General features: G+C 67.2%; 12 protein-coding genes. 8 read left to right on the top strand and 4 right to left on the bottom strand.

Features of this window, described 5'->3' with window-relative positions:
• Positions 1–9 precede the first annotated feature (9 nt).
• Positions 10–1,686 (bottom strand): glycosyltransferase family 39 protein, encoded by a 1,677-nt coding sequence (locus ACP26O_RS09470; RefSeq protein WP_175664825.1) that lies wholly within the window; start codon positions 1,684–1,686, stop codon positions 10–12.
• 135 nt (positions 1,687–1,821) lie between these two features.
• A complete protein-coding gene (locus ACP26O_RS09465; protein WP_041489817.1) occupies positions 1,822–2,196 on the bottom strand; it encodes an Mth938-like domain-containing protein in 375 nt (124 codons plus the stop codon).
• 316 nt (positions 2,197–2,512) lie between these two features.
• Between ACP26O_RS09465 and ACP26O_RS09460 the strand changes: the two genes are divergently transcribed.
• The 6 genes from ACP26O_RS09460 to ACP26O_RS09435 all read left to right on the top strand — a co-directional run bounded on the left by ACP26O_RS09460 (position 2,513) and on the right by ACP26O_RS09435 (position 8,866).
• On the top strand, positions 2,513–3,751 hold the full coding sequence (locus ACP26O_RS09460) for a pyridoxal phosphate-dependent aminotransferase (protein ID WP_006754745.1): 1,239 nt from the start codon (positions 2,513–2,515) through the stop codon (positions 3,749–3,751).
• A gap of 58 nt (positions 3,752–3,809) precedes the next feature.
• On the top strand, positions 3,810–5,138 hold the full coding sequence (locus ACP26O_RS09455; protein WP_175664824.1) for a homoserine dehydrogenase: 1,329 nt from the start codon (positions 3,810–3,812) through the stop codon (positions 5,136–5,138).
• A gap of 14 nt (positions 5,139–5,152) precedes the next feature.
• Positions 5,153–6,604 (top strand): threonine synthase, encoded by a 1,452-nt coding sequence (thrC, locus tag ACP26O_RS09450; RefSeq protein ID WP_105834102.1) that lies wholly within the window; start codon positions 5,153–5,155, stop codon positions 6,602–6,604.
• A 250-nt stretch (positions 6,605–6,854) separates the two neighbouring features.
• Entirely contained in the window at positions 6,855–8,102 is a 1,248-nt protein-coding gene (gene glp, locus ACP26O_RS09445) for a molybdopterin molybdotransferase MoeA (protein WP_175664823.1), read from the top strand.
• A gap of 19 nt (positions 8,103–8,121) precedes the next feature.
• Positions 8,122–8,379 (top strand): molybdopterin converting factor subunit 1, encoded by a 258-nt coding sequence (gene moaD, locus ACP26O_RS09440; RefSeq protein WP_006758354.1) that lies wholly within the window; start codon positions 8,122–8,124, stop codon positions 8,377–8,379.
• Positions 8,380–8,389: 10 nt separating this feature from the next.
• The gene (locus ACP26O_RS09435) at positions 8,390–8,866 is read left to right on the top strand and encodes a molybdenum cofactor biosynthesis protein MoaE (RefSeq protein WP_011657050.1); all 477 of its coding nucleotides are present in this window, start codon (positions 8,390–8,392) and stop codon (positions 8,864–8,866) included.
• Between the two features lie 77 nt (positions 8,867–8,943).
• On the opposite strand, the gene ACP26O_RS09430 is transcribed toward ACP26O_RS09435, so the two are convergent.
• The gene (locus tag ACP26O_RS09430; RefSeq protein WP_175664822.1) at positions 8,944–9,504 is read right to left on the bottom strand and encodes a group III truncated hemoglobin; all 561 of its coding nucleotides are present in this window, start codon (positions 9,502–9,504) and stop codon (positions 8,944–8,946) included.
• Between the two features lie 261 nt (positions 9,505–9,765).
• Between ACP26O_RS09430 and ACP26O_RS09425 the strand changes: the two genes are divergently transcribed.
• Positions 9,766–10,284, top strand: a complete 519-nt coding sequence (locus ACP26O_RS09425) for an Rrf2 family transcriptional regulator (protein ID WP_175664821.1) — start codon at positions 9,766–9,768, stop codon at positions 10,282–10,284.
• Between the two features lie 145 nt (positions 10,285–10,429).
• Complete coding sequence (clpB, locus tag ACP26O_RS09420) at positions 10,430–13,027, top strand: ATP-dependent chaperone ClpB (RefSeq protein WP_011657048.1); 2,598 nt, start codon at positions 10,430–10,432, stop codon at positions 13,025–13,027.
• Positions 13,028–13,161: 134 nt separating this feature from the next.
• Here clpB and ACP26O_RS09415 read toward each other — a convergent pair whose 3' ends face one another.
• Positions 13,162–13,593 carry a YidB family protein gene (locus ACP26O_RS09415; protein WP_166724682.1) on the bottom strand — a complete coding sequence of 144 codons (432 nt, stop codon included), beginning with the start codon at positions 13,591–13,593 and terminating at the stop codon, positions 13,162–13,164.
• Between the last annotated feature and the right edge of the window lie 85 nt (positions 13,594–13,678).

The following is a 13,678-nucleotide window of genomic DNA, read 5'->3' as shown; positions in this document are numbered from 1 at the left end:
TGGACGTCCTTACGATTGCGGTTTCTCGACGATCACGCGGCGGTTGTCGCGCGCGATCACGCGCATCGGCACGCCTTGCTTGACCAGCGTGTCGTACTGGCCGGTCGGCATGATCGCGAGCGCATGGGTTTCCTGCTTCCAGCGTTCGATCCATTGGCCGACGGTCGGGATCCATTTGTTCGGCTCGACCGAGATGCCGAAGGCGAGCTCGTCCTGGCGCTGGACCATGATCGTCGTGTGGCCCATATAGAACGGGAACGTGTGATCGAGCATCTCGATCGAGTAGAACGGCGTGTCGGGCGGCAGCTTCGCCAGTTCGGCGCGCACGGTGGGCGCGAGCAGCGCGCCCGAGCTGTAGCGGCCGAACTCGTCGTGACCGGTGCCGCCGATCGTGCCGAACGCGAGCCACGCGGCGCCGAACGCGGCGATCGCGGCCGCGACGCCCACGCGGCGGTTCAGCCACGCGGCGGCGAGCGTCAGCGCGGCCGCGACCGCGAGGCCCGCGTACAGCCACATCTGGAACGCGCGATACAGCGCGTTCGGCGTGCGGGCGTCGCCCTGGTACGCGAGGAAGATGATCCCGAACGCCGCGACGACGAAGAACACGAGGTAGCCGAGCAGGTGGCGCCGGAACCGCTCCGCGGTCATCAGCGGCAGATACGCGCCGATCATCAGCGCGAGCGCCGGTGCGACCGGCAGCACGTACGAGATCAGCTTCGAATGCGACACGCTGAAGAACACGAAGATGAACGCGCTCCAGATCAGCAGCACGAGCATCGGGGAGAAGCCGTTCGGCTGGCGCGGCATGCGCACCGCGTGGCGGATGCTCTGCCACGCGACCGACAGCCACGGCAGGAAGCCGACCAGCAGCACCGGCACGAAGTAGTAGAGCGGGCCCGGGCGGTTCTGTTCCGGGGTCAGGTAGCGGCGGAACTGCTGGACGATGAAGAAGAAATTGAAGAACTCGGGATTGCGCTGCTGGACGAGCACGAACCACGGCGTGACGATCGCGAAGAAGATCACGAGGCCGCTCACCAGATAGAGCCGCTTCCACAGCGCCCAGTCGCGGGCGACCAGCGTATAGAGCACCAGCACGGCGCCGGGCAGGATCAGGCCGACGAGGCCTTTCGACAGCACCGCGAACGCCATCGCGGCCCAGCACGCCCACATCCAGCCGCGCACCGCGCCCGCGCGCAGCCCGGGGCGCTGCGCGAGCAGCAGCGAGCAGAGCGACAGCGCCATCCAGAACGCGAGCCCCATGTCGAGCGCGTTGAAGTGGCCCATCAGGTTCCAGTACGGCGAGCACGCGAGCACGACGGCCGCGAGGAAGCCCGACAGCGGGTTGAACAGGCGCGCGCCGGTGAAGCCGACCAGCAGCACGCCGGCGAAGCTGGCGAGGCCCGTGTAGAGGCGCGCCTGCCATTCGCCGATGCCGAACCACGCGAACGTCAGCGCGTTCAGCCAGGTCTGCAGCGGCGGCTTCTCGAAGTACTTGTAGCCGTTGTAGCGCGGCGTGATCCAGTCGCCGGTGACGAACATTTCCCGGGCCATCTCCGCGTAGCGGCCTTCGTCGCTCGGGATCAGGTGCCGCAGCCCGAGCGGCGCGAACCAGACGATCGCGAGCGCGAGGAACAGAAGGGCGAGCGTGATGCGATTGAGCGGTAGCCTCGACGGCGTATCGTTCATGGATGTTGAGCCTGTTGGTTGTTGTGATGGGCCGCCGGCGGGTTGCGCCGGGGGCGGGCGGCCTGCCGGGTATCGATCCGGTGATGATCCGGGGATCGACCCGGTGCGCCGGCCCGTGTTTTACCGCATCGGGGATTAACGTTCAATTAAGAGCGCGGCGGCGACTTTGCGGCCCTCGGCCATCAGGATGTTGTAGGTGCGGCAGGCGGCCTGGAAATCCATCGTCTCGACGCCGATCCGCTTGGCCGTAAGCGCGGCCACGAGCCGAGGATGCGGGAAGCGCAGCCGCGCGCCGCTGCCGAAGATCACGAGTTCGGGCGCCGGGTCGAGCAGCATCGCGAAATGCTCGGGCGCGAGTGCGTCGAACGACGACACCGGCCATTCCCGCACCGGTGCGCCGGGCAGTACGATGACGCTCCCTTCGTGGCGTTGGAGGTTGACGTCGACATAATCGGGGCCGTAGCCGGTGACGGTGTTGAGCGCGCCGCTCGTGTCCTGGTGCAGTTTCAAATCGTTAATCCGCGGTTTCCGTAGGGGAGTGTCTGGCACGGGCCGCACGGGCCCGGGCGGCCGATTTCGCGAGCCGGCGCATACGGGACGCCTGACGGCGCGGGCCCGCAGCGGCCATGGTGCATTGCGAAAGTCGGCCAAAATCCGCTAAATTATAACTTTTTGGTCGCCCCCGGGCGCCACTTGCGTCGTGCGTCGTCACAAGCGCCGTCCGACCGCCCGCTTTTTCCCAGTCTAGACAGCGCGCACAGACCGTCCGCTCTCCAGTTTTGATCCCGTCCCCCGGCCGCAAGGCCAACCCAGGAACCGTGTCGTCGTGAAACCGATTCAGAAGTCGAACAAGCTGCTCAACGTCTGCTACGACATCCGTGGCCCGGTGCTCGAGCACGCGAAGCGCCTCGAGGAAGAAGGCCACCGCATCATCAAGCTGAACATCGGCAACCTCGCGCCGTTCGGGTTCGACGCGCCGGACGAGATCATCCAGGACATGATCCGCAACCTGCCGGCGTCGTCCGGCTATTCGGATTCGAAGGGCGTGTTCTCGGCCCGCAAGGCCGTGATGCACTACACGCAGCAAAAGGGCGTGGTCGGCGTCGGCCTCGACGACATCTACATCGGCAACGGCGCGTCCGAGCTGATCGTGATGGCGACCCAGGCGCTGCTGAACGACGGCGACGAGGTGCTGCTGCCGGCGCCCGACTATCCGCTGTGGACGGCCGCTGTGAGCCTGTCGGGCGGCACGCCGGTGCATTACGTGTGCGACGAGCAGAACGCGTGGATGCCCGATCTCGACGACATCCGCCGCAAGATCACGCCGAACACCAAGGCGATCGTCGTGATCAACCCGAACAACCCGACGGGCGCCCTTTACTCCGACGAATTGCTGCTCGAGCTGCTCGGGATCGCGCGCGAGCACGGGCTGATCGTGTTCGCCGACGAGGTCTACGACAAGATCGTCTACGACGGGCTGGAGCACACCGCGCTGGGTTCGCTGTCGGAAGACGTGATCACCGTCACGTTCAACAGCCTGTCGAAGAGCTATCGCTCGTGCGGCTACCGCGCGGGCTGGATGGCCGTGTCGGGCCTGGGCGGCGACAATCGCCGGCGCGCGAAGGATTACCTGGAAGGCCTCGGGATCCTGTCGTCGATGCGCCTGTGCGCGAACGTGCCCGGGCAGTTCGCGATCCAGACCGCGCTCGGCGGCTACCAGAGCATCAACGAGCTGATCGTGCCGAGCGGGCGCCTGTACAAGCAGCGCGAGCTCGCGTATGACATGCTCACGTCGATTCCCGGCGTGACCTGCGTGAAGCCGCAGGCCGCGCTGTACATGTTCCCGCGCCTCGATCCCAAGCTCTATCCGATCCAGAACGACCAGCAGTTCATCCTCGACCTGTTGCTCGAGGAGCGTGTGCTGCTCGTGCAGGGAACGGGCTTCAACTGGGCGGCCCCGGATCACTTCCGCGTGGTATTCCTGCCGAACCTCGACGACCTGACCGATTCGATCAACCGGATCGCGCGCTTCCTCGACGGCTACCGCAAGCGCCATTCCGTCTGAGCGGACGGGGTCCCCCGGCATTCAAATCATTCACTCTTACTCATCGACCACACGCAGCATGGAACCGATCAAAGTTGGCCTGTTGGGCTTCGGCACCGTCGGCAGCGGCACCTTCACGGTGCTGAACCGCAATCAGGAAGAAATCAAGCGCCGCGCAGGGCGCGGCATCGAGGTCGCGCGCATTGCCGTGCGCAACCCGGCCAAGGCGCAGGCCGCGCTCGGCGGCGACACCGGCGGCGCGCAAATCACCGACGATTTCAACGCGGTGGTGGACGATCCGTCGATCGCAATCATCGCCGAGATGATCGGCGGCACGGGCATCGCGCGCGAGCTCGTGCTGCGCGCGATCGCGAACGGCAAGCACGTCGTGACGGCGAACAAGGCGCTGCTCGCGGTGCACGGCACCGAGATCTTCGAAGCCGCGCGCGCGAAGGGCGTGATGGTCGCGTTCGAGGCGGCCGTCGCCGGCGGCATTCCGATCATCAAGGCGCTGCGCGAAGGCCTGACCGCCAACCGCATCCAGTACATCGCGGGCATCATCAACGGCACGACGAACTACATCCTGTCGGAAATGCGCGACCGCGGGCTCGACTTCGCGACCGCGCTGAAGGCCGCGCAGGAGCTCGGCTACGCGGAAGCCGATCCGACCTTCGACATCGAAGGCGTCGACGCCGCGCACAAGGCGACCATCATGAGCGCGATCGCGTTCGGCGTGCCGGTCCAGTTCGACCGCGCGTACGTCGAAGGCATCAGCAAGCTCGACGCGACCGACATCCGCTACGCGGAAGAGCTCGGCTACCGGATCAAGCTGCTCGGCATCACGCGCCGCGCCGAAAACGGCATCGAGCTGCGCGTGCACCCGACGCTGATTCCCGAGAAGCGCCTGCTCGCGAACGTCGAAGGCGCGATGAACGCGGTCGTCGTGCACGGCGACGCGGTCGGCACGACGCTGTACTACGGCAAGGGCGCGGGCGCGGAACCGACCGCGTCGGCGGTCGTCGCGGATCTCGTCGACGTCACGCGCCTGCACACGGCCGACCCCGAGCATCGCGTGCCGCATCTCGCGTTCCAGCCGGACCGCCTGTCGAACACGCCGATCCTGCCGATCGAGGAAGTGACGAGCGGCTACTACCTGCGCCTGCGCGTGGCCGACCAGACGGGCGTGCTCGCGGACATCACGCGCCTGCTCGCCGAGACGGGCATCTCGATCGACGCGTTGCTGCAGAAGGAATCGGAGCAGGTCGACGACGCGAACGGCGAAACCGACATCGTCCTGATCACGCACGAGACGCTCGAGAAGCACGTCAACAAGGCGATCGCGCAGATCGAAAGCCTCGCGACGGTGGTCTCGAAGGTGACGAAGCTGCGCATGGAAGCGCTGAACTGAGGACCAGGAACGACATGAACTACATCTCCACGCGCGGCGCCGGCATCGGCGAGCGCCATACGTTCTCCGACATCCTGCTCGGCGGTCTCGCGAAGGACGGCGGGCTGTACCTGCCGGCCGAGTATCCGAAGGTGTCGGCCGACGAACTCGCGCGCTGGCGCACGCTGCCGTACGCGGATCTCGCATTCGAGATCCTGTCGAAGTTCTGCGACGACGTGCCGGCCGACGACCTGCGCGCGATCACGCGCCGCACGTATACGGCCGCCGTGTACAGCAACACGCGCCATGGCGAGAACGCGTCCGACATCACGCCGCTGAAGACGCTCGGCACCGAAAACGGCACGGCGCTGTCGCTGCTCGAACTGTCGAACGGCCCGACGCTCGCGTTCAAGGACATGGCAATGCAGCTGCTCGGCAACCTGTTCGAGTACACGCTCGCGAAGCACGGCGACGCGCTGAACATTCTCGGCGCGACGTCGGGCGACACCGGCAGCGCGGCCGAATACGCGATGCGCGGCAAGGCCGGCGTGCGCGTGTTCATGCTGTCGCCGCACAAGAAGATGAGCGCGTTCCAGACGGCCCAGATGTTCAGCCTGCAGGATCCGAACATCTTCAACCTCGCGGTCGAAGGCGTGTTCGACGACTGCCAGGACATCGTGAAGGCCGTGTCGAACGATCACGCGTTCAAGGCGCAGCAGAAGATCGGCACGGTCAACTCGATCAACTGGGCGCGCGTCGTCGCGCAGGTCGTGTACTACTTCAAGGGCTATTTCGCGGCGACGCAGTCCAATGAAGAGCGCGTGTCGTTCACGGTGCCGTCGGGCAACTTCGGCAACGTCTGCGCGGGTCACATCGCGCGGATGATGGGCCTGCCGATCGCGAAGCTGGTGGTCGCGACCAACGAGAACGACGTGCTCGACGAGTTCTTCCGCACCGGCGCGTATCGCGTGCGCAGCGCGGAGAACACGTATCACACGAGCAGCCCGAGCATGGACATCTCGAAGGCGTCGAACTTCGAACGCTTCGTGTTCGACCTGCTCGGCCGCGATCCGGCACGCGTGATGCAGCTGTTCCGCGACGTCGAGGAGAAGGGCGGTTTCGACCTCGCGGCGAGCGGCGATTTCGCGCGCGTGGCCGAGTTCGGCTTCGTGTCGGGCCGCAGCAGCCACACCGACCGCATCGCGACGATCCGCGACGTGTTCTCGCGCTACGACACGATGATCGATACGCACACGGCCGACGGCGTGAAGGTCGCGCGCGAGCATCTCGACGCGGGCGTGCCGATGGTCGTGCTTGAGACGGCCCAGCCGATCAAGTTCGGCGAGACGATCCGCGAAGCGCTCGATCGCGAAGCCGAACGACCGGCCGCATTCGACGGGCTCGAGGCGCTGCCGCAGCGTTTCGAGGTCGTGAAGGCCGACGCGCAACAGGTGAAGGACTTCATCGCCGCGCACACGGGCGCGTAACGCAGCGCCGGGCTGCCGGGTTCAGGCCCGGCGGCGCAGGACGGCCGGAATGCCGATTCGTCGCACGGATCGGGGTTCCGGCCGTTTCGTTTGGTGGCGGCCGCGCGCAGGTCGTCCGATGCCGCGCGAAGCCAGTGTCAGTGCCGCGCGTTCGCGCCGATCACAGTTGTCGCATGTCCGCCATATCGCACGTGCGCGCGACGGCGTCGCTACAATGACGTATTGACTCCAACGATCCCCGATTCCCCCGATGTCGAACCCGAATTCCGTGGCGCCGCGCGCGCCGATGCTGTCGACCGCGGAAGCGCTCGCCGCGCTGCTCGATGCCGCGAAGCCACTGCCCGGCGCCGAAACCGTCGCCACGCTCGACGCGCTCGGCCGCGTGCTGGCAGCCGACGTGAGCTCGCCGCTCGACGTGCCGCCGATGCATACGAGCGCGATGGACGGCTATGCGGTGCGGGTCGCCGACCTGCTGCACGGCGAGCGGCGCTTGCCGGTGTCGCAGCGGATCCCGGCCGGCCATCCGGCCGCGCCGCTCGCGGCGGGCACGGCCGCCCGGATCTTCACCGGTGCGACGGTGCCGCCCGGCGCCGACGCCGTCGTGATGCAGGAACAGGCGTCGGCCGACGATGACGCGGTCGAGATCCTGCATACGCCGAAGGCCGGTGAATGGATCACCGCGCAGGGCGCGGACATCCGCCAGGGTTCGGTGATCCTGCCGGCCGGCACGCGGCTCACGCCGCAGGCGCTCGGCCTGGCCGCGTCGGTCGGCTGCGCGCGGCTGTCGGTCGCGCGGCGGCCGCGGGTCGCGGTGTTCTTCACCGGTGACGAACTGACGATGCCGGGCGAGCCGCTGAAGCCCGGCGCGATCTACAACTCGAACCGCTTCACGCTGCGCGGGCTGCTGGAGCGGCTCGGCTGCCACGTGACCGACTACGGGATCGTGCCCGACTCGCTCGCGGCGACCCGCGACACGCTGCGCGAGGCCGCGCGCGATCACGACGTAATCCTGACGAGCGGCGGCGTATCGGTCGGCGACGAGGATCACGTGAAGCCGGCCGTCGAGGCCGAAGGGCGGCTCTCGCTGTGGCAGATCGCGATGAAGCCCGGCAAGCCGCTCGCGTTCGGCGCGGTGCGCCGCGGCGACGAGCGTCCCGATGCGCACTTCATCGGGCTGCCGGGCAACCCCGTGTCGAGCTTCGTCACGTTCCTGCTGTTCGTGCGGCCGTTCCTGCTGCGCCTGTCCGGCGTGCGTGACGTCGCGCCGCGAGCGCTGTCGCTGCGGGCGGATTTCTCGCAAAGCAAGGGCGACCGGCGCAACGAATTCCTGCGCGCGCGCGTCAATGCGGCCGGCGGCCTCGACCTGTTCCCGAACCAGAGTTCGGCGGTGCTGACGTCGACGGTCTGGGGCGATGGCCTGATCGACAATCCGCCGCAGCACGCGATCAGCGCGGGCGAGACCGTGCGTTTCATTCCGTTTTCCGAACTGCTGTCGTAACGCGACGGCTTCCAGACCTATGAAGATTCAGCTGAAATTCTTTGCAAGCGTGCGCGAGGCGCTGGGCGTGTCCGACGAGCAGGCCGACGTGCCCGACGGCGTGACGACCGTCGGTGACGTGCGCGCATGGCTGCGCCTGCGCGGCGGCGCGTGGGCCGAGACGCTCGCCGAAGGGCGCGCGTTGCGCATGGCGTGCAATCACGAGATGACCGACCCCGACACGCGGCTCACCGACGGCTGCGAGGTCGCGTTTTTTCCGCCGGTGACGGGCGGATGAGGGGGGTGTCATGGCAACGATACGAATCCAGACCGACGATTTCGACCTGAACGCCGAAGTGGCGGCATTGCGCGCGCGCAATCCGAAAATCGGTGCGGTCGCGTGCTTCGTCGGCACCGTGCGTGACCTGAACGAAGGCGATTCGGTTGCCGCGATGGAGCTCGAGCACTATCCGGGGATGACCGAGAAGGCGCTCGAGAAGATCGCCGCCGAGGCCGGCCGGCGCTGGCCCGGCATCGACGTCGCGATCGTGCATCGGGTCGGCCGCCTGCTGCCGCTCGACCAGATCGTGATGGTCGCCACCGTCGCGTCGCACCGCGGCGACGCGTTCGCGTCGTGCGAGTTCGTGATGGATTACCTGAAGACCGAGGCGCCGTTCTGGAAAAAGGAAACGACGCCGGACGGCGAACGCTGGGTCGACGCCCGCAGCGCCGACGATGCGGCGCTCGCGCGCTGGGGCGTCGAATCGGGTAACACGCGGCGCTGAGTGCGGCATTCGCGTCGTGCGGCATTGTGCCGCGGGTGCTCCGGCGCTCCGGCGTTCAAGCGTCGCGAATCGCCGTGTCAGGCGTCCGGATCGACGCCGCGCCCGATGATCTTCGTCGGAAACGGCTCGCCGCGGGCGCGCGACGGCAGCGCGTCAGGATCATCGCCCGCGTCGCGGCGGCGCGGCGCGACCGCATCGAGCAACGCCTGCTGCTCGGGCGGAATCTGATAGTCCCAGCCGAAACGGCTCAGCTGCAGGCTCTGCGCGATCCGCAGCGCGGGTTCCATGAAGCGGATCGCCGCGGGCGGCGTGTAGCGCCCCTCGACGGTCTTCAGGAACAGCGACAGCCAGCGGCTGAAATGCGCGGGCTCGATCCCGTCGAGCGGCTGGTGCGCCTGCTGCACGTTGCCGCGATAGCCTTTGGTGCCGAGCACGAGGCTCGACCAGAAGCTGACCATCTTCCGCAGATGGTCGTCCCAGCGGCCCTCCAGCTTCGCGTCGAATACGGGCCCAAGCAGCGGATCGGCGCGCACGCGGTCGTAGAACGCGTACACGAGGTCGCGGATATTGTCTTCGGTCGGTTCGGCGTCGCGGGGGCGGGCCGGCGCGGTATCGGGCGAGGCGGGCAGGGCAGTCATCGCAAAAAGGGCCGGAAAAATCGGGGCGTTGGCGGAGCCCGTCGGCGCGGCAGCGCAGGGAATGCGCAGGACGCCGGGCGGATTTTGACGCAAAATAGCGTCGACCATTGCCTGAAAAATGCGTGGATTCCATGCATCTTATTGCGCGCAGGCCATCCCGGCAACCCGGCGCCTTCAGGCGCGCCCGCCGGCCGGCCGGCGCGCGCCGATCGACCTGGTCCGCATGATCGGGGCACGATCGATCATTTTCCGTATCCGCTCATGAGACTCACCGACTACACCGACTACTCGCTGCGCGTCATGCTGTATCTCGCCGTGCGCGGCGAGGGGCTCGCGACGATCCAGGAGATCTCGGACGCCTACGGCATCTCCAAGAACCACCTGATGAAGGTCGTCCAGCAGCTCGGCGAGCTCGGCTGGGTCGATACCGTCCGCGGCCGCAACGGCGGGCTGCGACTGTTCCCCGACTCGCTGAAGCTGACGGTCGGGCAGGTGGTGCGCGCGACCGAGAACGATTTCGCGCTGGTCGGCTGCTTTTCCGCCGACGGCGGCGAGTCGCGCGGTTGCGTGATCGAGCCGCAGTGCCGCCTCAAGGGCGTGCTGGCGGCCGCGCGCGATGCGTTCTTCGCCGAACTCGACGGCCACACGCTCGGCGAGCTGGCCGAACCCGCGTCGCCGCTCGCCGCCCTGCTGGGCATTCGTCCGATCGCGCTGGTGCGTGCCGAGCCGTCCGGGGATGACGCACTGGCGTCCGTGGTAGCACCGTCGAAGGCCGGCTGACACGCCGGCGTCACCCCGCATCCCGCTGCCCTGTGCCCGCAGGCCGCTCCATGTGTTTTTTGCGCTGAATCAACCCGAATTTCGCTTGAAACCCGCATAAGCATCCTCATCTTGGTGTTAATCGAAAATTGGAGGTCTCGACTAAATGAGAATCGACAAGCTCACCACCAAGTTCCAGGAAGCACTGGCAGACGCGCAAAGCCTCGCGGCAGGCCGCGACAATCAATACATCGAACCCGTTCACGTGCTGGCGGCGCTGGTCGCGCAGCACGACGGCTCCGCCCGCTCGCTGATGTCGCGCGCCGGCGTTCACGTGCAGGCGCTGCAAGGCGCGCTGAACGAGGCCATTTCGCGCCTGCCGCAGGTGACGGGCACGGGCGGCGACATCCAGATCGGCCGTGAATTGGCCGGGCTGCTGAACCAGGCCGACAAGGAAGCGCAGAAGCTCAACGACACGTTCATCGCAAGCGAGATGTTCCTGCTCGCGGTGTCCGACGACAAGGGCGAAGCCGGCAAGCTCGCACGCCAGCACGGCCTGTCGCGCAAGTCGCTCGAAGCCGCGATCGCCGCGGTGCGCGGCGGCTCGCAGGTGCACAGCCAGGACGCCGAAAGCCAGCGCGAGGCGCTGAAGAAATACACGGTCGACCTGACCGAGCGCGCCCGTGCGGGCAAGCTCGACCCGGTGATCGGCCGCGACGACGAAATCCGCCGCTCGATCCAGATCCTGCAGCGCCGCACCAAGAACAACCCGGTGCTGATCGGCGAGCCGGGCGTGGGCAAGACCGCGATCGTCGAAGGGCTCGCGCAGCGGATCGTCAACGGCGAAGTGCCCGAGACGCTGAAGGGCAAGCGCGTGCTGTCGCTCGACATGGCCGCGCTGCTCGCCGGCGCGAAGTATCGCGGCGAGTTCGAGGAGCGCCTGAAGGCGGTGCTCAACGACATCGCGAAGGACGAAGGCCAGACGATCGTGTTCATCGACGAGATCCACACGATGGTCGGCGCGGGCAAGGCCGAAGGCGCGATGGACGCGGGCAACATGCTGAAGCCGGCGCTGTCGCGCGGCGAGCTGCACTGCATCGGCGCGACCACGCTCGACGAATACCGCAAGTACATCGAGAAGGATGCCGCGCTCGAGCGCCGCTTCCAGAAGGTGCTCGTCGACGAGCCGAGCGTCGAGGCGACGATCGCGATCCTGCGCGGGCTGCAGGAGAAGTACGAACTGCACCACGGCGTCGACATCACCGACCCGGCGATCGTCGCCGCGGCCGAGCTGTCGCACCGCTACATCACCGACCGTTTCCTGCCGGACAAGGCGATCGACCTGATCGACGAGGCTGCGTCGAAGATCAAGATGGAAATCGATTCGAAGCCCGAAGAGATGGACAAGCTCGACCGTCGTCTGATCCAGCTGAAGATCGAGCGCGAGGCCGTGAAGAAGGAGCAGGACGAAGCGTCGCAGAAGCGCCTGCAGCTGATCGAGGAAGAGATCGACCGTCTCGGCCGCGAATATGCGGACCTCGAGGAGATCTGGACCGCCGAGAAGGCCGCGGTGCAGGGCAGCGCGCAGCTCAAGGAAGAGATCGAGAAGGTGCGGGCCGACATCGTGCGCCTGCAGCGTGAAGGCAAGCTGGAGAAGGTTGCCGAACTGCAGTACGGCAAGCTGCCGCAACTCGAGTCGCAACTGAAGCAGGTCACGCAGGCCGAAGAGCAGGAGCAGCACAACCCGACGCGTCCGCGTCTGCTGCGCACGCAGGTCGGCGCGGAAGAAATCGCGGAAGTCGTGTCGCGCGCAACCGGGATTCCGGTGTCGCGGATGATGCAGGGCGAACGCGAGAAGCTGCTGCACATCGAGGAAAAGCTGCACGAGCGCGTGGTCGGCCAGGACGAGGCGATCAGCGCGGTCGCGGATGCGATTCGCCGTTCGCGCGCGGGTCTCGCCGATCCGAACCGTCCGTACGGCTCGTTCCTGTTCCTCGGCCCGACGGGTGTCGGCAAGACCGAGCTGTGCAAGGCGCTGGCGTCGTTCCTGTTCGATTCTGAAGAGCACCTGATCCGCATCGACATGAGCGAGTTCATGGAGAAGCACAGCGTCGCGCGGCTGATCGGCGCGCCGCCGGGCTATGTCGGCTACGAGGAAGGCGGCTACCTGACGGAAGCCGTGCGCCGCAAGCCGTACAGCGTGATCCTGCTCGACGAGATCGAGAAGGCGCATCCGGACGTGTTCAACGTGCTGCTGCAGGTGCTCGACGACGGTCGCATGACCGACGGGCAGGGGCGTACGGTCGACTTCAAGAACACGGTGATCGTGATGACGTCGAACCTCGGCTCGCAGGTGATCCAGGCGATGACGGGCGCGCCGCAGGAAGAGATCAAGGACGCCGTGTGGATCGAGGTGAAACAGCACTTCCGTCCGGAGTTCCTGAACCGGATCGACGACGTCGTCGTGTTCCATGCGCTCGATCGCAGCAACATCGAATCGATCGCGAAGATCCAGCTCGCACGCCTGCACGACCGGCTCGCGAAGCTCGACATGGCGCTCGACGTGTCGCCGGCGGCGCTCGAACAGATCGCGAAGGTCGGCTACGACCCGGTGTTCGGTGCGCGGCCGCTGAAGCGCGCGATCCAGCAGGAGATCGAGAACCCGGTCGCGAAGCTGATCCTCGCGGGCCGCTTCGGCCCGAAGGACGTGATCCCGGTCGACGTCCACGACGGCGAGTTCATGTTCGACCGCGTCGTGCACTGAGCGTCGCTGATCGGCCCCCGCCCCCCGCCCGATTCGCGCCGGGCGCGCAAAAACAAACACCCCGCTCAGGCGGGGTGTTTGCATATGGAGCGGCCGAAACCGCTGCCGGGGCCGTCAGCCGGTGCGGTGCGGGCTCAGGCCTGCTTGTTGCCGCCGAACATGCCGGCGAGCTGCGTGAGCGTGCCCAGCACGTTCGACGTATCGACCTGGCCGCCAGCCGGCACTTCGCCGTTCGGCGTCGCGCCGTTGACGACGTGCGGCAGCACCTGCGCGAGGATCGACGAGGCCTGCGACGGATCGATGCCGACCTTGGTCGCGAGCGCGCCGACGACGTCGGAGCCGAGCACGTTCTGCAGCGTGTCGCCCGAGATCGGCTGGTTTTCGCCGGTGCCGACCCACGAGCCGATGATGTCGCCGGCGCCGCCGGCCTTGAACTTCTCGATCAGGCCGTTCAGGCCGCCCGGCTGGTTGTTGATGAATTCGAGCGCGGTCGTGATGAGCGCGCTTTGCGAGTTGCCGCCGGCCTGGCCGCCGATCAGACCGCCAACGATGTCGAGGAGACCCATGGTTCTTCACCTTCACTGAAAAGGGCGCCGCAGCAACGGCGCCCGTTGATCGAAAGCCGCGCGCACGCCGTCGCGCGCGCGGCGC

It is taken from the genome of Burkholderia sp. R-40 (genome assembly GCF_049942845.1).
In the GTDB taxonomy this organism is placed as follows: Bacteria; Pseudomonadota; Gammaproteobacteria; order Burkholderiales; family Burkholderiaceae; genus Burkholderia; species Burkholderia ambifaria.
This window is presented reverse-complemented; position numbering and strand designations above follow the sequence as displayed.

Bases quoted from the DNA above. Each gene is read 5' to 3' on its own strand.
- moaD (WP_006758354.1), top strand. From the start codon at position 8,122: ATGAAGATTCAGCTGAAATTCTTTGCAAGCGTGCGCGAGGCGCTGGGC.
- ACP26O_RS09425 (WP_175664821.1), top strand. From the start codon at position 9,766: ATGAGACTCACCGACTACACCGACTACTCGCTGCGCGTCATGCTGTAT.
- glp (WP_175664823.1), top strand. From the start codon at position 6,855: ATGTCGAACCCGAATTCCGTGGCGCCGCGCGCGCCGATGCTGTCGACC.
- thrC (WP_105834102.1), top strand. From the start codon at position 5,153: ATGAACTACATCTCCACGCGCGGCGCCGGCATCGGCGAGCGCCATACG.
- ACP26O_RS09435 (WP_011657050.1), top strand. From the start codon at position 8,390: ATGGCAACGATACGAATCCAGACCGACGATTTCGACCTGAACGCCGAA.
- ACP26O_RS09415 (WP_166724682.1), bottom strand. From the start codon at position 13,593: ATGGGTCTCCTCGACATCGTTGGCGGTCTGATCGGCGGCCAGGCCGGC.
- ACP26O_RS09470 (WP_175664825.1), bottom strand. From the start codon at position 1,686: ATGAACGATACGCCGTCGAGGCTACCGCTCAATCGCATCACGCTCGCC.
- clpB (WP_011657048.1), top strand. From the start codon at position 10,430: ATGAGAATCGACAAGCTCACCACCAAGTTCCAGGAAGCACTGGCAGAC.
- ACP26O_RS09455 (WP_175664824.1), top strand. From the start codon at position 3,810: ATGGAACCGATCAAAGTTGGCCTGTTGGGCTTCGGCACCGTCGGCAGC.
- ACP26O_RS09430 (WP_175664822.1), bottom strand. From the start codon at position 9,504: ATGACTGCCCTGCCCGCCTCGCCCGATACCGCGCCGGCCCGCCCCCGC.